Below are 18,919 nucleotides of genomic sequence, written 5' to 3' on the forward strand. Positions count from 1 at the left end.
CAAATTTGATAAATTTTAAAATATACATCACCAATTCATAATTAACATTCATTATAGATAAATCTAATGAAAATAGTATATTATAGTGACTATTATCACAAAAACCAGTCATTATGGTTCAAATTAAATTCCAAAATTAAATTTTAAACCACTTTTTACATTCAGGACAATATACTCAGTAACAATGATAGTAAGATATTTATTACCCTTTGATCTGATAACGGTTTTTTTGACCTTCAAATCCACAACGGGGACATTTGATATTTTCAGCCATTTTACTTCAAAATTAAGTAATTGGAACTATGATTTAATAGTTACTATTTATAATTATATTAAAAAAATTAATTAACATCTTAAAGCCTTTGAACATGACTTATCAAATATTGAGCATTGTGCTTCATAAAAATTTTCAATCGTTCCCAGATGATCCATAAATATTTTTATGGCACTCTCAAAATCTTTAGGCATAAGGTGTTCAGGAGTCAAGATACTAACTTCGATTGTCAATTGCTCATAATGTTCATTATAATCCATTCCAAGTTTAATGGAATACTCATTATTCATATAACATTCTAGATTTTCCAATCGATCTTTTAAAAATAAATATATTTCAGGGCTAACTTCACTATCTATAAATTTAAGCAATATCCTAGTACAACCAGGCTTAATTTCATTCATTTTAATATCAAGAAATTTTAACAAAATTAAAGCCCCTATTATATTATTATGAACTTGAGAAAGGATATATCTTATTAAAAAAAAGGGAGTTTGTGATGTTTGTCACTAAAAACCAGTCATAGAGTGCAAGTGTAACAAAAAAATATCAATCAGTTTAATTTAATATAAATTTCATGGTTTCGTTTATCCCTAAAAATAGTCAAAAGTGTAGTCAAATAGATGTCAAGATGTTTATGAATCATAGATCATAATTTAAATTATAAAAAAATTTGATATTAACTTTCAAAAAAGTATGTCAGTGAAGTAATTGTTGTTCAGATACACAGAATCTGCATAGTGCATTTGGATTTTTTAATTGACGTTTTTTTACTGGACAGAAATATATTCCATTCTCACTATGTAATACAAATCCTCCAGGAAATCGTGTTCCAATGGGATGTATAGGTTCTTCACGCACAAATGTTGTATAGGTAGCTATTATCCTAGCTATTCTAACAAAACATCTTTCATTATTTCCTTCAGCATCAATATTCTGTTGATTTAATACTTTTAAAAATTCTTGAAGCTTTTCTACATCAACATATCCGCAATAATCATTTTTATCCTCTTTTAATTCCTTTATCCTCAAGAAAAAAGCCTTGGAAAATCTTTCAATATAATCTTCTCTGTAAGACTTTGGCATGTACTTTGCATCTTCTCTAAGAAATGCTGCTGCAAGCATTATATCTTTCATATGAATATTTTTTGCTTCAGCTTTTACAATATCCCTGAGCTGGTTTCTTGATAATTTTTCTAGATCAAGTATCTCAAATTTTTCTAGCATTTTAAAGCTCCAAATACAAAATTGATATAAAAAAATCAATTTTCAGATTGAGTTATGTCCTCAAATAGTTCAGGGTCTTGTTCTGCAATGCAGAAACCACATACAGCATTGGGATTTGTTTTTTGTTTTTCTTTCACAGGGCACAAATATTTCTCTCCATCAAATTTGACTTTAAAACCGCCCGGAAACTCTGTTCCAACAACATGTATAGGTTCATCTAATACAAAACTGGTGTAAATAGATATAATTTGGTATATTATTGGGAAATAGGGATCTTTAGGATAAATTTCCATCATTATTTTTTCTTGTTCTTCAAGCAGTGTGAGTGACTCTTTGAGTTCATCCATATCCACTGTATCGGAATAAATATTTTTATCCTCTCTTATTTCCTTTATTCTTAAAATAAAACTTTTTATGTAAGCATCATAGAATTTTTTCCTGTAACTTGGTTGAACATATTTACCTTCTTCAATAAGATAATTACACGCTTTCATAATATGTGTTATATGAATTTTAACTGCCTCAGATTTCAGTAATCTTAGTAGTTCCAGTCTGGTTATTCCCATATTATGTTCTAGTTCATCTCTGTTCAAGATCATTTTTATCATATTCTTTAATATTTATCAATTATAATTAATCGCCAAATATTTATTTAATATAGCTTCTGCTGTCTTAGGGCCAATTCCATCTATTTTCAAGAGTTCATCACGGGTTACGTATCTCAAATCTTCTCCAAAAACTTTTACAAGAGATCTGGCCCGTTTTCTTCCTAATCTTTTTATACTCACAACTAATGGAACAATATCGGGTTTTACTCCATAATAAAGACGTGCAGATAACATGTCGAGTAGGTCTAATCCTGAATAGAAGTTCATAATATTACATATGTTTTTGAAAAATTTTACAAGCAGTGATGCCTCGTATGCAGACCTTCGTGTTGCAGCGGCATATACATTAAATGCATTTTCAATTTCATATTCATTCCTTTCATCCATCCATTCCATTAATGTTGCAGCTGTTGCCTCATTATTACCTATATCTACAACAAAAACTCCCGCTTTGTTTAATTTATCCCTAACAGGTTCTTTACTTTTCCGACCTTTGAAACTTATTCGTGGCATATCTGGTGTTTTAGTTAATTCGTAGATCAGCTGGTTTGGATCAATTTCATTGGATCTACTTGCAAACTCTCTTAGTCTAACAGCAGTTTCCACAGCATAATTACTCTTTGCAATGAGCATTCCAAATTCAGTGGTTTTAAGCCCATCTGGTGTTGGTTTGATAATACCATTTTTTATAAGGAATTCAAGTGCATTATTAACTTCATACTCCATTGAATCTGCACAATATGAATTTAAATATTCGTTGTTAGCCATTTGCCAACCATAAAATGTTTCAGAAAAAAATTCAAGTATATCTGCTGGTTTTTTTGCAAGGGTGGATGCAATTTGTGTTATTATCTGTTTGTAAACTGCATCTTTATTTTCTATGAGTTTAGAATTGGTTGATTCTATTTCTCCATGAATATAATGATCTTTAAGGTTGTAAGCTTCATCGATACTCTTTGCAATAAGGTACGAATATCCTTCTGTATCATATCCCGGTCTGCCAGCACGACCAGACATCTGCTCGTAATCAAATACAGGTATTGGCTGAGGTCCTTGACTGGTCCATCGAGTGTAATCTCTAATTACAACATTTTTTGATGGGAGATTTACACCATACATGAGGCTTGGGGTTGCTGTAATCATTAAAAGGTTCCCTGCCCTAAATTCATCTTCGATTATCTCTTTTTGTTTGTCGAATAGACCTGCATGATGGAATGCAACTCCATTTTCAATGCATTCAGCAAGTTTTAGACATACAGCTGTTGGTAGAGACCCACGTTTTTTTGGAACATCGAGTATTTTCTGGCTTACCTCATGGAATCTAGTTCTTTGTTCACTGGTAATTTTCCTTTTGATCTTTCCTGATGTGTAATTTGCAAGTGATTCTGTAAACCTTCTAGTTGATACAAACACAAGAGCTTGGGATGATTCTTTTATGGAAGTGTTGAGAATTTTCACAATAACATCATTTTTGTTCTTTATTTCCATTTCTTCAGTTGCCAGCACATCTTTATAAAGTGGGACTGGACGATAATCATGTTGAACAACATGAGCATCTAACCATGAAGAAATTTCATTCATATTTTTTAGAGTTGCTGAAAGTGCTATGATCCTCATACTAGGATTCAATATTCTGGAACGTGTTATTGCACATTCCATGGTTGGGCCCCTTGAGTATTCCCCAATCATATGGAACTCATCAACAATTAGTAGATCAATGTCTCGGAGGGTATTCCATGAAAACCGGGTTATTGCATCAAATGATTCAAATACCATAACTGCTAGATCAGAGGATGAAGGATGCTTTCCAACTTTTATCCCAAATTTCTCAAACTTTTTAAATTCCTTAACCTTTTCATTTTGTATAGAAATGAGTGGAACCGCATAAACAGCTTTACCTCCATTTAAAATAGCATTTAATGCTGCCATAACTCCAAGAACTGTTTTTCCACTGGCTGTTGGTATTGCAATTATGTAATTGTTTTTGTCTTCCAAAAATCCTGAATCTATAACTGCTTTCTGGGCAGGATTAAATTCTTTAATATTTGGATAACTTTCCTTTACAATTTCCTTAATCTCAGAATCTTTAGAATCCATAAAAATCAGTTTACCTCTTAATCTATACACAATAATCTTCATTATTTAAAATAATTATTCTTTCCTCTTCTCAGAAACAACAATATCCGATATTCTTGTTGATGGATATTGTCCATTTTCGTCTTTTTCAACACTTTTTACCATATCCCACACAGTTAAAAGAGCCACACTAACTCCGGTTAGTGCTTCCATTTCTACACCTGTCTTACCATTGCATCGAACTATGACATTTGTTTCAATAAAATCATCTCCAAACTCAAAATCAACATCCACTCCTGTTATTGTGAGAGAATGACATAGAGGGATTAGATGATGGGTTGATTTGACAGCACTTATTGCTGCGATCTGGGCAGTTGTGAGAACATTTCCCTTCTTAATTTCTTCTCGTTTAATCAAATCAATTGTAAATTTTTGTAAATGTATTTTACCTTTTGCAGTTGCAGTTCTTTTTACAACGGCCTTATTACCCACCTCTACCATCTTTACTCCTGTATTTGAGAGGTGTGTGAATTCTTTAGCCATAATACTCTTCTCCAGGTTAATTTAAATTGGAATTTTCTATATTATTTCTGAACATTATGTTAATATGGTATTTAAGTTAATTAATATTCTTAAGTTTTCTAAAATATCTAAAAATTTTGATCTACATATATAATAACTAAAGTGGAAAAAGATGAAAATTAATTCTTTGCAATTTGTAAAATAAAATCTTTCTTTGCAACGTTAGAATTACTTTGAATATTTTAATAATTATGATTTGTTGTAGTTGTTGTTTAGAACATCACCATTCATGTTAACTATCATGCAGTCAAATTCCATTTTAAATCTTTCAGAACAAATATGTTTAATGCTTTCGGCTATGCTGTTAAATACGGGTATAACCAAGTTCTGTTTTTCTAGCAGAATTATCATTTCTTCTGTTGTGTTGGATTCATAAATTTTCATAATAAATTCTTTATTTGCACCTGAAAGAGCAGAATGAACCGATATTACTTCTCTTCGCCCATCCGCTATGGAATGTTTAGTATTAAAAATACTTGCAGAGATTTTAATGAGCTTTCCAGCATGACCTAATAATGTTATTCTATTTACTCCCTCTTTTGATGCTTCTTCAAGCATGTATCCAACAAAGTTTCCCATTTGAATTATCTGATCGCTATTAACATCTAATATTCTTTTAGCAATTTTCTCACCAATATTTCCAGGTACAAAAACAAGATCTTTATACCCTTCAGCCACAGCAACATCAATTTGACATCTGTAGGATGTTTTATAACTTTTCAAGTTCATTGAACGAGCAAAACCAGTTGTCCCCAGTATGGAAATACCATCCACAATACCCAGTCGAGGATTAAGAGTCCTTTTTGCAAGTTCTTTTCCGCCAGGTACAGTAATTATCACTTCTGCACCTTTACCTTCTGGTAAATTCTTTTGTAGGTTTGATATTATCATTTCCCGGGGAGTAGGATTTATTGCAGGTTCTCCCACTGGAATTTGTAAACCTGGCTTTGTAACTGTTCCAACCCCATCTCCACCGTTAATGATTACACCAGAAGTTTCAGTTATAATTAGATCAGCAAAAATTTCAATGTTCTTTGTAACATCGGGATCATTATATGGAAATTTAATTACAGATGCTCTTCCAGAATAAGTATTTAATTTTTCAGAATGTTCAACAAGAACATTTAGATCTCCAAGGGGTGTTTTTATTTCAACTTCAGTTATGCTTCCATTTATAGAGAGTAGGGCTGCAAGTGCAGCTGCAGTAGCTGCACTCCCTGTGGTTATCCCATATTCAGACTCTTTTAAGTGAAATCTGCCTGAAACTGCCCCTTTAGCCATTTTTATTAAACATCTTTTAAGCTTTTTTTTCTGCCATCTCTTCTTTGATAGCTTCTAAAAGTTCTTCTTTACCTGGAGCACCAACAAATCTAACAACACCATTTAGTGCAACAGCAGGAACAGCCATTAGGCCATATTCTCTAGCTTTTTCTTGATCAACCATTATATCTATTTTTTCAACTTCTATATCATTCGGCATGTCTTTTTTAACATCTTCCACCAGTTGAACAGCCATAGGGCAGTATGGACAAGATGGGGATGTAAACACTTCAATTTTAACTACCATATTTTTCACCTCGGAATATTAAAATTTATCTAGCTTTTCTGTTACTTAATCATTCAATAAATTGAAGGCATATTAATATTGTTGTCGGTACCGTTCTTTAAATTGTTTCCAATACCCAATCCAATTGAATATGCAATTTTTGATGACAAACTATTGAGGATGTCTAAAAGCCCGGATGTTGTTGATATTGTAACGGTATTATAACTTCCTTTTATACCGCCGAGTTTTGCAGCTATATCTAGTGCATGAGTTTTTCCACCAGTGTCATCTACCAGTTTTAAATCTTTAGCTTGTGTTCCGGTATATATTTTACCCTCTGCAATACTGCTTGTATAATTTTTGTCTAGATGTCTATTATCTGAAACAATTGTAATAAAATGATCATAATCTTGATCAACCATTCCTTGAAGCATATTTTTTTCATCGGTGGTTAAATTTCTATAGTCCGCACCCATATCTTTGTACTGGCCTGCTTTAATGGAATATTTGTTTATACCATTCATCTGGTAATATTTTGACAGATCTGTTAGTTCCATTATCACACCTATACTACCCACCATGGATGATGGACTTGCAACTATCTTATCTGCTGAAGAAGCTGCTAGATACGCCCCAGAAGCTCCAACGTCACTAATCCATACAACTACTGGTTTTTTACTGTCTTTAATTATTTCCATTATTTCTTCACTAGCAACAGGAGATCCTCCGGGACTATTAACATCTAGAAGTATTGAACTAACACTGCTATCAGCTTCGGCCTTTGAAATTGCATCTTGCACTGTTTCGGGAGTGATAACACTTCCTCCATTAATACCGGATGATCCATATGCAATCTCTCCTTGTAAAGGTATAATTGCAACTGTATCACCATTTGGACTCATATTTATCGTACCGTTAGAACTTCCAACTAAAGCTGATATTCCTAATATTAGGATTATTATAAAAAATAATCCTCCAAAAACTATGGATAAAACGATTTTGCTGTCTCTTTTCATCAATATCACTCAATTAATGAATAAATTTTAAAGGTATATTTGTAAATTTAAATATTTTATTCATAAATTATATTTCACTCAAATTTGTTATAATATTGAACTAAGAATTTTTATTTGATATACCATAAATATTCTGTTAATAAAACCATATATATCTAATCTCTTTGAAAAAATCTTAATACATCTTATAGAATGCCCTCACATGTCACAAAAATCATACATTCAAGTTTATTAAGCCATTTAAGTTGGAATTTGCATTGTTTAATCATAACTTCAAAATTTGTATAATATTATAATTTTTATAATCAACTTATTTATTCCATCATTAAATAGGGTTATTTACTAAACCTAAGTAAAAAACTACATGATTAATTAATTTATTTAATGTTATATCCTGAAAATATTTATTAGATATTAATTTTACTTAACCATTAACCTATAAATGCCGTTTTATATTATTTTTTTAATGTCCTTGAATATCAAATCCTTTAAATATCATATTTGAAATCTAGACCAAATGTGTAAATAATTTGTGAATAACTTAGGAACAGTTTAAAGATAATAGATTATGTAAATGGATAATATTAGATAAATTATTATACCAATTCCTAAAGCTGCAAATAATTCGAGTCGGGGAAGTAAATAAACTAAGCAAAATAGGAATAAGATCCATACTGGTGGTAAAATCAGAAGCCCTTTAATATAATTTAATACGGGTAAACTTCCTATTTGGCTATAGATGGTTATAATACTCATGGCGGTAATAATTGGAAACATTGCAATGAATGCAGCTAATATTCCCTTATCACGAGTCCCTTAATAAGTGACAAGAGTTAGTATAGAACCTCCTATTATAAAATAGATTATGAATTTTAAACCTTCTCTCATGCTAGTTCATTTCTCCTTATTAAGGCATTATGTAGTCATATATATGGAGTTATAAGGTTATTATAGGTTAAATATTCGTTTACAAATTTAAAATAGATTAATATGTATTTTATTTTGATTATGAATCATTTTGGACTGTTTTTGTTTCGATTACAAATATAATTCTGTCTATCATTTTTATTTTCTTTCCAAGATTTAAATGGGTTTTCTTCTAGACAGTATTCCAAAATCTTCTCATCCAATGCAACTGCTTCGTCACGATATCTTAAAGCTTCTTCATTTCTGTTCAAGATTTTAAGGATAAATAATTTACAATATATTGCATTGATATTCTCTGGATCTAATTTCAATAGCCTGTTAAATATTTCCAATGCATTGTCATATTCTTCAATTTCTGCTAGTGCAAGTCCTTTACTGTAAAGAATCTTTGTATTTTCAGGATGTGATTTTAAAATTTTGCTAAATATTTTAATTGCTTTATTATATTCTTCCAATTCTAATAATGCAAGTCCTTTACTGTATAATACTTTAGGATTTTCAGAGTCCAATTTAAGGGATTTATTGTATAAATCCAATGCTTTTTTATATTTTTCTAATTTTAAAATTGATCCTATCAACAGTAAAATTAAAAGCAAAGTTCCTATAACCAATATATTTATTGAAAGTGTACTTAACCCATTTACAATGTAATTTGAGTGTATAATCATGTTATGGGGAAATAACGGAGAAAAATACAGAATTGACATTCCTAACACAACTACAGTTACTATTATTATATAGGTAGTTTTGTTGTAATATTCCTTTAAAAAGAATGTTGTATCTAATATGGCTATAAAACCATAAATACCTAAATAAAAACTTAAAAATGTTTTATAAGTAAAAAATGCCAATGAAATAAGAATTATTCCCAATATTATTGTTGTTATCGATTTTTTCATTTTTTTTATCCTTAATTCCTTTGATTTATGGAATATCAAGGATTATTTATCACTTTATTTTATCTAATCAATGACATGGGTATTAATTATTAAATATTTAAACTTTTACATGTAAAATTTAATCAATTTCTAAACAATTTTTATGGTTAGAAATCGGAACAATATGTATTATTCTTTTTATTGAAGCATGGAAACACATTTTTTTTGTATTATTCTTATTGTATTTATACAGTAGTTGAATTTTAGATTGATATTTATTATTTTTTTTATTAAATATGCCGCTGAAAAATGAAAATAAGTATTACTGCCAATTAAAATGTTTGTTTTCTAAATGTAAACTTTATATAGTAAATGACTATCAATAATAAAATAACTGATGGTCATATTGTTACTATTAGTTAGATGGATATTGTAATATCCACTATGGAATGAAGAAAGAACAGATCATATTTAAAAACCTGTTCAAATGTTCTTTTCCAAGCTTACAACAGAATTTGGAATAATATTAATCAAAAACAATAAAATTTAATTATTTTCCCTCCTACAAAAACAAAATCAATTATATGGAAGTTTAACTGTATTTTTCCAAAAAAAATTGTAACTTTTCATTCCATCTTAATTTCATTTTATAATGAAAACAACTCAAAGAGGTGTAAAAGTAATGCCAACGTATGAAGATAGAATAGACCTATACGGGGTTAATGGAAAACTTTTAGAGGAAAATGTTCCTTTAGAAGCTGTAAGTCCAATGATGAACCCTACAATCGAGAAAATAGTACATGAAGTTAAACGTTCTGTTGCTGTAAACTTATCAGGGATTGAAAATTCTCTGGAAAAAGCAGCCTTTGGTGGTAAATCAAATTTTGTCCCTGGAAGAGAATTGAAGATTGCCTTGACCGAAAATGCAGATGTACTATCTGAAAAGATTAGAAAGATGATCCAGGTTTCAGATGATGATGATTTCAACATCAAATTGATCAATGGTGGGGATCAGATGCTTGTACAGATGCCGTCACAAAGAATGACAATGGCAGCTGATTACACAGTTTCTACTCTAGTTACCGGCGGAGCAGTTATTCAGGCGATAATCGACACATTTGATATAGATAAATTTGATGCTCCTGCTGTTAAAACAGCAGTACTAGGAAGATATCCTCAAAGTGTGGATTTCATGGGTGCAAATGTCACTGCACTACTTGGACCACCTGTTATGCTCGAAGGACTTGGATATGGTCTTAGAAATATTATGGCCAACCATGTTGTTGCAATTACTAAGAAAAACACACTCAATGCGGTGGCATTATCTTCAATTCTTGAACACACTGCTATGTTTGAAACTGGTGATGCATTAGGTGCTTTTGAAAGATATCATTTATTGGGAATGGCATATCAGGGATTAAACGCTAATAATCTTGTTTTTGATCTTGTAAAAGAAAATGGAAAGGGAACTGTCGGTACTGTTGTTGCATCACTGGTAGAAAGAGCTCTTGACGATGGAGTGATTAAAGTAGAAAAAACCATGCCATCAGGATACAAGATATATGAACCAAATGATTGGGCATTATGGAATGCATATGCTGCATCAGGACTTATAAGTTCTGTAATAGTAAATATTGGTGCATCAAGAGCTGCTCAGGGAATAGCATCCACAATTCTATATTACAACGATATATTAGAATTTGAAACAAGTCTTCCTGGTGTGGACTATGGGCGTGTTGAGGGAACAGGAGTAGGAATGAGCTTTTTCTCTCATTCAATTTATGGTGGTGGAGGTCCAGGTACTTTCCATGGAAACCATGTGGTTACAAGACATAGTAAAGGATTTGCAGTACCCTGTGCTGCAGCTGCAATGTGTTTAGATGCAGGAACTCAGATGTTTTCTACTGAAGCTACTTCAGGATTAGTGGGAACAGTTTATGGGGATATAGAATATTTCAAAGAGCCTATCAAGTATGTTGCTGATGGTGCGCGTGAAATAAAAGATAATATTTAAAAAGTTTTACGGTGATGATGTGGAAGAAATTAAAGCTGTAGACGTGAAAATATTTCCTTACAGGCGATTAAAACCCGAAACTACAGAAAAATTACTTAATGGGGTCATGGATCTAAATGGAATTCTTAGGATTTTGATTAATGGTAAATCAATTCCTAAAATTGTTGGAAATGGTCCTGCAAAGGGAATTCAGGTAAATCATACTGATAGGAAGGTTATTGAAGTAAAAAAAGATAATTTTCAACTTTTAGTATCTGTTGGAGAGATAATAATAACCATAATGTATGAAGAACTGGATTTATTTCTGGAAAAATTAGAAAACCTACTTGATAATAATTTATCATTTAAATATGATATTAAAGTGGGTATTTTTACAAAAACAGACGTCACTGTATCGGATTATTTAAAATTGGGTTTGGGATTAGAAGAAAATATTGATCTCCATCTTATAGGGATGGTAGATCCAAATTCAAAATCCAAAGAAACTGTAAAATTAATAGGTGATTAGAATGTCTTATGAAATACAATACTCCCCTGGAGAAACAAAGATTGCTGAAAACCGTAAGAATCATATGGACCCGGATTTTGACCTTAAAAAAATCAGGGAAATAGCTGATGAGGATATAGTAAGAATTTTAGGGCACAGAAACCCTGGAGAAGGTTATAAAAGTGTTCATCCTCCCCTCGAAGAAATAGATTTTGAGGAGGACATGATGAAAGAAATGGTTGAACCAATACCGGGGGCTAAGGAAGGTAACAGAACAAGATATGTTCAATTTACAGATTCTATGTACAATGCACCTGCTCAACCTTATGACCGGGCAAGAACATACATGTGGAGATTTAGAGGTGTAGATACTGGAACACTTTCAGGAAGACAGGTTATAGAAATCAGAGAACTTGATCTCGAGAAAATATCTAAAACACTGATTGAAACCGAATTATTCGATCCAGCAAAGACTGGTATTAGAGGTGCAACAGTTCATGGACACTCATTAAGATTAGATGAGAACGGACTGATGTTCGATGCCCTACAACGGTATGTCTACAATGAAGAAACTGATCAGGTATCTTATATTAAGGACCAAGTAGGAAGACATCTGGATAAACCAGTTAACATGGGAGAGCCCCTGGATGAGGAACATCTCAAAGAAATAACCACCATTTACCGAAGTGACAACATCAGTATGCGTGATGACAAAGAAGCAATTCAGGCAGTTGAAACTATCCACGCAGCTAGAACTGATGGTGGGTTTGGTTTAGAAGTTTTCAAAAATGATTTAAAGCGTAAATTAGGTGAGTGAAATGGAACAAGACAAGAAGTTGTTTTTAAAAGCTTTAAAAAGTAAATTTAATGAGGATCCTAACGAACATTACACCAACTATTACTGCTATGGTGGTTGGGAACAGTCACCTCGAAAAAAGGAATTCAATGAATATTCTGAAAAACTAGTTAAAGAAAGGGGAGGACTTCCATTTTATAACCCTGACATTGGTGTGCCACTGGGTCAGAGGAAGTTAATGTCTTACAAAGTCTCTGGAACAGACTCATATGTGGAAGGTGATGATCTTCATTTCTGTAACAACAGTGCTATTCAGCAGCTTTCAGATGATATTAAAAGAACAATTATAGTAGGTATGGATACGGCTCATTCAGTGCTTGAAAAACGTTTGGGTGTAGAAGTAACTCCCGAAACAATTAATGAATACATGGAAACAATAAACCATGCATTACCTGGAGGAGCAGTTGTACAGGAACATATGGTTGAGGTTCACCCTGGTCTTGTTGGTGATTGTTACGCCAAGATATTCACAGGAGATGATGGCCTTGCTGATGAACTAGATCCACGTTTCCTTATAGATATTAACAGGGAATTTCCAGAAGAACAAGCTGAAATGCTGAAAAATTATATCGGTGCAAAAACATACCAGATAAGCAGAGTTCCAACGCTTGTTGTAAGAACCTGTGATGGTGGAACCGTATCAAGATGGTCTGCAATGCAAATAGGAATGAGTTTCATTTCTGCTTACAAACTCTGTGCAGGAGAAGCAGCTATAGCTGATTTTTCGTACGCTGCAAAACATGCAGATGTAATTGAAATGGGAACATTTTTACCTGCCAGAAGAGCAAGAGGGCCTAATGAGCCGGGTGGAATTGCATTTGGTGTATTGGCAGATATGATCCAAACATCAAGAATATCTGAAGATCCAGCAGAAATTACCCTTGAGGTAATAGCTGCTGCAGCAGCAATTTATGACCAAATATGGTTAGGATCATATATGTCTGGTGGTGTTGGATTCACCCAATATGCAACAGCAGCATACACAGATGACATTCTAGACGATTTTGTTTATTATGGAATGGAATATGTGGATAAAAAATATGGAATATGTGGAACAAAGGCAGATATGGAAGTTGTTAAAGACATTTCTACCGAAGTTACACTTTATGCAATGGAACAATATGAGATTCCCGCTCTTTTAGAAGATCACTTTGGAGGATCACAAAGAGCTGCAGTGGCATCAGCAGCAGCAGGATGTTCAACAGCATTTGCAACAGGAAATTCCAATGCAGGAATTAATGGATGGTATCTCAGTCAGATACTACATAAAGAGGTCCACAGCAGGTTAGGTTTCTATGGATACGATCTTCAGGATCAATGTGGAGCATCTAATTCTCTTTCAGTTAGAAGTGATGAAGGTTTAATTCATGAATTAAGAGGTCCAAATTATCCTAACTATGCAATGAATGTGGGACATCAGCCGGAATATGCAGGAATTGCTCAGGCTCCTCACGCAGCAAGGGGAGATGCATTTTGTGTCAATCCTTTAATAAAAATTGCATTCGCAGATAAAAACCTCGGATTCGACTTTAAAAATCCAAGAAAATCCATTGCCAAAGGGGCTTTAAGAGAATTTATGCCTGGCGGAGAAAGGGACTTAATTAACCCATCCGGTTAAAATAAAATATATTTGACTTTAAAGTGGATAATATCCACTTATTTTTTTTTATTTATAATATACCAACATTTCAAAAAATAATTTTGTTAATATAAGATCAATTCTTTTAAGTGAATGATATTTAAAGGGTTATAACTACTAAATTAGACAAATTTAAAATAAGATCAATACAATAATGATTAAAAGATAATTAAATAAATATAATTCAAGGTGATTGTCATGGCAATGGCAGATAGACGAGAAAGGGAAAAAAAGAAACGACAGCATGATATTATTAATGCCGCCGAGAAATTATTCTTTTCTAAAGGTTACGACAAGGTTTCTATGAATGATATAGCTTTAGCAGTGGAATTATCCAAAGCAACTCTTTATCTTTACTTTGAAAACAAGGAGTCGTTGTTTTTTGCCATTGTTCTTCGAGGCACGAAAATTCTTAACTCAATGATCCTTGAACAAGTAGAAAATGAGTATAATGGCATGGATAAAATGTCAGCATATAGAAATGCATATTATAAATTTACAAAACAGTATCCTGATTATATCCAAATTTATAACTATTTTCAGTCTGGCCGATTCAACCTTGCAAATCAAGAAAAAACAAATAAAAAACCCAAACCTGCAATGAATTCCATCCCCTACGTTAATGAATGTGCAAATGAGATAAATAGATTGCGTAAAGAAAGATTTTCAATCCTATGTAATTCAATTCAAAAGGGTATTGAAGATGGAACAATACGTCCAGATTTAGATCCTGTTGAAGTAGCAGTTTTATTATCGGCCATTTCTAAAAATTTATCGCATATACCTCCAGATCATGAAAAAGCCCTTGAAAACAGAGGAATAAGTCATGAAGATTATTTCAAAGATGTTGGTTTATTTATCCGGCATATGATAATAAATAGAACAGACTAAAATTTTGAAATTAATATTACTGTAACTGTCAATCCAAGTGAAATAAATTGAACAATTCACAATTTTATAAATACATAAAAATCTATAATTACCATAGTTAATCAAACTTAATAAAAATAATAAGCATTCCACTATTTATTTCTTAAATTAAGATTTTAGTGTATTTGTCAACATTATTTTTGGTTAAAATTATAAATAATCAGTTACGGTGAAATAATGAAAACCATTGTAAAATCTCCGGGTTCTGCCACAATCATAAATGCAATAGCAACAGGATATGGTTCTGCATTTGGTATAAAACGTTATGTTACTGCTGAAGTTCAATTAAAAGGACCAGATTCATCAATAATTTGCAGTGCTGATAGGGACGTTGACACGTCTCTAATGGAGATCTGTGTGAAAATGGTGATTAACAAATTTAAAGAAAATTATGGTGATATTGAAGTTGATACAGGATTTTCAGTAAAAACAAGTTCAACACTTCCTGTTTCATCTGGCCTTTCAAGCAGCAGTGCAACATCAAATTCTATTGTAATGGCAACATCAAAGGCTTTAATGAAGGAATATGATATAAAATCCGATAAAATTGCATTTAATGATCTTGAACTCTTGAATATTGGGGTTGATGCATCTTTAGAAGCAGGAGTTACCATTACAGGCGCATTTGATGATGCAAGCGCATCATTTTATGGGGGTTTCACTGTTACAAATAACAACACTAGAGAGATCCTAAAGATGCATGATATGGAGCAACAAAATATATTAGTGTATATGCCTAATAGAATTTCACCCACTGCACAATCAGATGTGAGGCGTATGAAACTCATTGCCCCACAAGTTAAACTGGCTTTTAATGAGGCTCTGCATGGAAATATATGCAATGCAATGACTTTAAATGGAATATTGTACTGTGCTTCGTTGGCATTTGACCCAAATATAGCCCTTGATGCTTTGGACGCTGGCGCAACTGCAGCAGGACTTTCAGGAACTGGGCCTGCATTTGTTGCAATGGCATCAAATGAAAATGTTGATAGGGTTTTGGAAGCATGGAGTTCCCTACCAGGACAGATCTTTTGTACAGAAGTTGATAATGAAGGTACCATGGTGATTGACAGTGGATAGGGAAGAAGCTTTAAGATTACTTCAAACATCAAGAAATAAGATAGATGAAATGGATGAATTGTTAATTGATCTTATAGAGAAAAGAACATTACTTGCCCGTGATATTCTTAATGCAAAGTTAGTTCTTGGCATAGAAATTGAAGATAAAAAACGGGAAGAATATATCCATACTAAAATTAAAGAAATAGCAAGAGAAAAGAATATTGATGAGGTCAGTCTTACCCGTATAATAAAAATATTAACTGATATGAGTAAAGAAGAACAAAAGAAAATTTTAAGGAGGTAAAATTATGGGAAATATTAGAACATCATTTGTTAAAAGAACATCTAAAGAATTAATTGAAACTTACGAGGGTAAATTCACAACAGATTTTGATGAGAACAAAAAATTAGTTGAAGAATTCACTACAGTCAGCACAAAACATTTAAGAAATAAAATAGCTGGATATGTAACAAGATTAGTAAGGAATCAATCTTAAGCAAAGTCTTAAGCAACCTTAAACAAGAATTTCTTATTTTTTTTCCAAAAATTCTTAATTCTCACAATAATTAGGGTTGAATTTAAAGGTGTGTATTTTAATGGAAATAATAGTGGCCAAATTCGGTGGAACTTCTATAGGTAATGGAGATAGAATAAAAAAAGCTGCAGAATCTGTTGTTAAAGAATATATGAAGGGAAAGAAGGTAGTTGTTGTTGTATCAGCAATAAACAAAACAACAGATGAGATTCTTAAGACAGTTGACGATGCAATTGGAGAATCCATTACAGAGAAACAACTTGCAGACATAATTTCAATGGGTGAAATTACAAGTGTGAGAGTATTCTCTTCAACAATAGAGTCTCTTGGTGTTAAATCCGAATACTTGGATCCTTATATGGATAACTGGCCCATTATTACCGATAGCAATTATTTAAATGCTAATATTAACTTTGAAATAACAGAGGCTAAAACAAAGGAACTTATAAAGATATTAGATCAGGGTATAATTCCTGTTCTGTGCGGTTTCATTGGTAAAGATGAGGATGGTACATTAACCACCCTAGGACGCGGTGGAAGTGATATTACTGCCTTTTTACTTGGACATTGTCTCAAGGCCGAAGAGGTTGTTATTGTAACAGATGTTGGCGGTGTAATGTCAACGGATCCAAACAAACTTCAATCTGCAAAAAAACTGGATAAAATATCAGTTGAAGAGATGAGAGACCTTGCAACACATGGTGCAAAGGTTTTACATCCCCATGCTTTAAGATACAAGGATCCGCTCATAAACGCCAAGATTATAGGATTTGAACACGGCGATCTATCTGCAATTGGAACCGAAATCATAGGGCCAGCAGGTAACCATATGTTGAAAACCACAGCACTTAATGTGGAACCTATATCTGTTATAGCAGTAGTTGGAGAAGAGATACTAACCAAAATTGGAGTACTTTCAGCGCTCACTGATGCACTCGCAGAGAACAAAATTAATATCTATGGTATATCAACGGGTCAAAATTCTGTAACCCTATTCATTGATAAATCATTAGTTGACACAGCACATGAAATACTACACGATGTAGTGGTACAATGCAATGATCTAAGTTCATTATCGGTTGGAACAGACATAGCAATGATAACAGTAGCGAGTCAGGACTTTATAGATACTCCTGGAATAATTACAAGGATAACTGAGCCTTTACGTAAAAATAAGATAAATATCGTAGAAATCTCTTCAAGTCAAACTTCTGTAGTAATTTTTGTAGAATGGAATGATGGTAAAAGAGCTTATGAACTTGTAAGGAGCGTCTTAGAATGAATTTGAAAGGTACAACAGTTGCCATGATAACCCCATTTACTAAAGAAGATGGGGTTGATGAGGCAGGAATGCGTGAAAACATAAACTATCTAATTGATAGAGGAGTTGATGGATTATTGGCCGCAGGTACAACCGGTGAATCTGCCACAATAACCCACGACGAACAAAGAAAAATGATCGACATCCTAATTGACGAGGTCAATGGAAAGGTAAATACCATTGCCGGTGCTGGAAGTAACTCATCAAAGGAAGCCCTAGGACTTGTTCAGTACGCTGAAAATGCAGGTGCAGATGCTGCCCTGGTAATAACACCATATTACAACAAACCTCAGCAACATGGACTTTATGAACATTATAAAATGCTCGAAGAATCAACAGATATCCCTATAATAGTTTATAATGTACCTTCAAGAACAGGTACTGACATAGATGTTGAAACCATTATAAAAGTTGCCAAACTAGATAAAATCGTAGCCATAAAAGAGGCAAACCCTAATCTGGACAAGGTTTCAGCAATAATAAAAGGGATTCAAGATCAAGACATAGAAAACTTCATGGTTCTATCTGGAAACGACGACCTCACACTACCAATGATCTCACAAGGTGCAATGGGTGTTATTAGTGTTGTTGCAAATGTTGATCCATTAAGAATGAGTCAAATGGTTAACGCAGCGCTCAAAGGAGACTTTGTAAAAGCTGGAAAACTCCATTATGAGCTTTATGACTTAATGAAGGTTCTTTTCATAGAATCAAATCCTGTACCTGCAAAAGAATCCTTAAATATGATGGGACGGCCCTCAGGGCACGTTAGAATGCCACTCGCTCCAATGAAGGACGAAAGTATTTCAAAGTTAAAACAGGTCTTAAAGGACCTAGATTTAGTTTAAGGATTTAAATCTAACTAAACTCAACTTTTTTAGATTTATACCTCTTAAACTCATAAAACTAATTTTTAAGCTTATAAAATGGGATTCCA

The 18,919-nt window shown here is 32.7% G+C and carries 19 protein-coding genes; 10 read left to right on the top strand and 9 right to left on the bottom strand.

From position 1 onward, the window contains the following. Positions 1–345 precede the first annotated feature (345 nt). From K8N75_RS07390 to K8N75_RS07430, 9 genes are all read right to left on the bottom strand, one after another. Positions 346–645, bottom strand: a complete 300-nt coding sequence (locus K8N75_RS07390) for a hypothetical protein (protein ID WP_223791431.1) — start codon at positions 643–645, stop codon at positions 346–348. A 328-nt stretch (positions 646–973) separates the two neighbouring features. After that, a complete protein-coding gene (locus K8N75_RS07395) occupies positions 974–1,501 on the bottom strand; it encodes a DUF2115 domain-containing protein (protein ID WP_048190163.1) in 528 nt (175 codons plus the stop codon). A gap of 35 nt (positions 1,502–1,536) precedes the next feature. Further along, a complete protein-coding gene (locus tag K8N75_RS07400) occupies positions 1,537–2,100 on the bottom strand; it encodes a DUF2115 domain-containing protein (protein WP_223791432.1) in 564 nt (187 codons plus the stop codon). Positions 2,101–2,124: 24 nt separating this feature from the next. Next, positions 2,125–4,215 (bottom strand): DEAD/DEAH box helicase, encoded by a 2,091-nt coding sequence (locus K8N75_RS07405; protein WP_223791488.1) that lies wholly within the window; start codon positions 4,213–4,215, stop codon positions 2,125–2,127. Between the two features lie 45 nt (positions 4,216–4,260). Continuing rightward, entirely contained in the window at positions 4,261–4,728 is a 468-nt protein-coding gene (gene moaC / locus K8N75_RS07410) for a cyclic pyranopterin monophosphate synthase MoaC (protein ID WP_223791433.1), read from the bottom strand. Positions 4,729–4,956: 228 nt separating this feature from the next. Then, positions 4,957–6,048, bottom strand: a complete 1,092-nt coding sequence (gene cbiD, locus K8N75_RS07415; protein ID WP_223791434.1) for a cobalt-precorrin-5B (C(1))-methyltransferase CbiD — start codon at positions 6,046–6,048, stop codon at positions 4,957–4,959. Positions 6,049–6,064: 16 nt separating this feature from the next. Continuing rightward, complete coding sequence (locus K8N75_RS07420; RefSeq protein ID WP_223791435.1) at positions 6,065–6,334, bottom strand: MJ0307 family thioredoxin; 270 nt, start codon at positions 6,332–6,334, stop codon at positions 6,065–6,067. A gap of 53 nt (positions 6,335–6,387) precedes the next feature. Beyond that, positions 6,388–7,329, bottom strand: a complete 942-nt coding sequence (gene sppA, locus K8N75_RS07425; protein WP_223791436.1) for a signal peptide peptidase SppA — start codon at positions 7,327–7,329, stop codon at positions 6,388–6,390. 1,013 nt (positions 7,330–8,342) lie between these two features. Then, positions 8,343–9,155, bottom strand: a complete 813-nt coding sequence (locus K8N75_RS07430) for a tetratricopeptide repeat protein (protein ID WP_223791437.1) — start codon at positions 9,153–9,155, stop codon at positions 8,343–8,345. 661 nt (positions 9,156–9,816) lie between these two features. Between K8N75_RS07430 and mcrB the strand changes: the two genes are divergently transcribed. The 10 genes from mcrB to dapA all read left to right on the top strand — a co-directional run bounded on the left by mcrB (position 9,817) and on the right by dapA (position 18,830). Beyond that, a complete protein-coding gene (gene mcrB, locus K8N75_RS07435) occupies positions 9,817–11,148 on the top strand; it encodes a coenzyme-B sulfoethylthiotransferase subunit beta (protein ID WP_223791438.1) in 1,332 nt (443 codons plus the stop codon). Between the two features lie 19 nt (positions 11,149–11,167). Further along, positions 11,168–11,656: a methyl-coenzyme M reductase operon protein D gene (gene mcrD / locus K8N75_RS07440; RefSeq protein WP_223791439.1), complete on the top strand. Its 489-nt coding sequence runs from the start codon at positions 11,168–11,170 to the stop codon at positions 11,654–11,656. A gap of 1 nt (position 11,657) precedes the next feature. Further along, the gene (gene mcrG, locus K8N75_RS07445; RefSeq protein WP_223791440.1) at positions 11,658–12,452 is read left to right on the top strand and encodes a coenzyme-B sulfoethylthiotransferase subunit gamma; all 795 of its coding nucleotides are present in this window, start codon (positions 11,658–11,660) and stop codon (positions 12,450–12,452) included. Position 12,453: 1 nt separating this feature from the next. Further along, positions 12,454–14,109, top strand: coding sequence for a coenzyme-B sulfoethylthiotransferase subunit alpha (gene mcrA / locus K8N75_RS07450; protein WP_223791441.1), 1,656 nt, complete (start codon positions 12,454–12,456; stop codon positions 14,107–14,109). A gap of 219 nt (positions 14,110–14,328) precedes the next feature. After that, positions 14,329–15,021, top strand: coding sequence for a TetR/AcrR family transcriptional regulator (locus tag K8N75_RS07455; RefSeq protein WP_223791442.1), 693 nt, complete (start codon positions 14,329–14,331; stop codon positions 15,019–15,021). Positions 15,022–15,237: 216 nt separating this feature from the next. After that, positions 15,238–16,143, top strand: coding sequence for a shikimate kinase (locus tag K8N75_RS07460; RefSeq protein ID WP_223791443.1), 906 nt, complete (start codon positions 15,238–15,240; stop codon positions 16,141–16,143). Then, positions 16,136–16,429 (top strand): chorismate mutase, encoded by a 294-nt coding sequence (locus K8N75_RS07465; protein WP_223791444.1) that lies wholly within the window; start codon positions 16,136–16,138, stop codon positions 16,427–16,429. The genes K8N75_RS07460 and K8N75_RS07465 overlap by 8 nt, the downstream gene beginning before the upstream one ends. 4 nt (positions 16,430–16,433) lie before the next feature. Beyond that, positions 16,434–16,622 (top strand): 30S ribosomal protein S17e, encoded by a 189-nt coding sequence (locus K8N75_RS07470; protein ID WP_048190173.1) that lies wholly within the window; start codon positions 16,434–16,436, stop codon positions 16,620–16,622. Between the two features lie 100 nt (positions 16,623–16,722). Further along, positions 16,723–17,943 (top strand): aspartate kinase, encoded by a 1,221-nt coding sequence (locus K8N75_RS07475; RefSeq protein ID WP_223791445.1) that lies wholly within the window; start codon positions 16,723–16,725, stop codon positions 17,941–17,943. After that, a complete protein-coding gene (gene dapA / locus K8N75_RS07480; RefSeq protein ID WP_223791446.1) occupies positions 17,940–18,830 on the top strand; it encodes a 4-hydroxy-tetrahydrodipicolinate synthase in 891 nt (296 codons plus the stop codon). Before K8N75_RS07475 ends, dapA begins: the two co-directional genes overlap by 4 nt. Positions 18,831–18,919: the final 89 nt, after the last annotated feature.

The sequence above is a fragment of the Methanobacterium spitsbergense genome, from assembly GCF_019931065.1.
GTDB lineage: Archaea > Methanobacteriota > Methanobacteria > Methanobacteriales > Methanobacteriaceae > Methanobacterium_B > Methanobacterium_B spitsbergense.